Source organism: Cobetia sp. SIMBA_158 (genome assembly GCF_046566945.1).
Classification (GTDB): Bacteria; Pseudomonadota; Gammaproteobacteria; order Pseudomonadales; family Halomonadaceae; genus Cobetia; species Cobetia amphilecti.
Genome location: NZ_JAWJYL010001166.1, coordinates 1 through 232, shown reverse-complemented (window position 1 = coordinate 232; position 232 = coordinate 1). Strand labels below are relative to the sequence as shown.

1 protein-coding gene is annotated in these 232 nt (G+C 44.0%); it reads left to right on the top strand.

Translation table 11 applies throughout. The features are described 5' to 3' along the window. Window positions 1–232, top strand: a 232-nt coding sequence (locus R2R70_RS23420; protein WP_410979410.1) for an N-acetylmuramoyl-L-alanine amidase family protein, incomplete at both ends; no start/stop codon positions are given.

Genomic DNA, 232 nt, shown 5'->3' with positions numbered 1-232 from the left:
ACTACACTGTGGATGAAAATTGTATCTATCAGCATTTACCATTAAACGAAAACGGATGGCACGCAGGAGACGGCAGAGGCACGGGCAATATGAAGTCGATCGGCATTGAAATTTGTGAAAATGCAGACGGCAATTTTGAGAAGGCAGTCGAGAACGCTCAATGGTTGATTCGCCAGTTAATGCAGGATCAAGGCATTCCATTGTCAAACGTTGTTCCTCATAAAAGATGGAG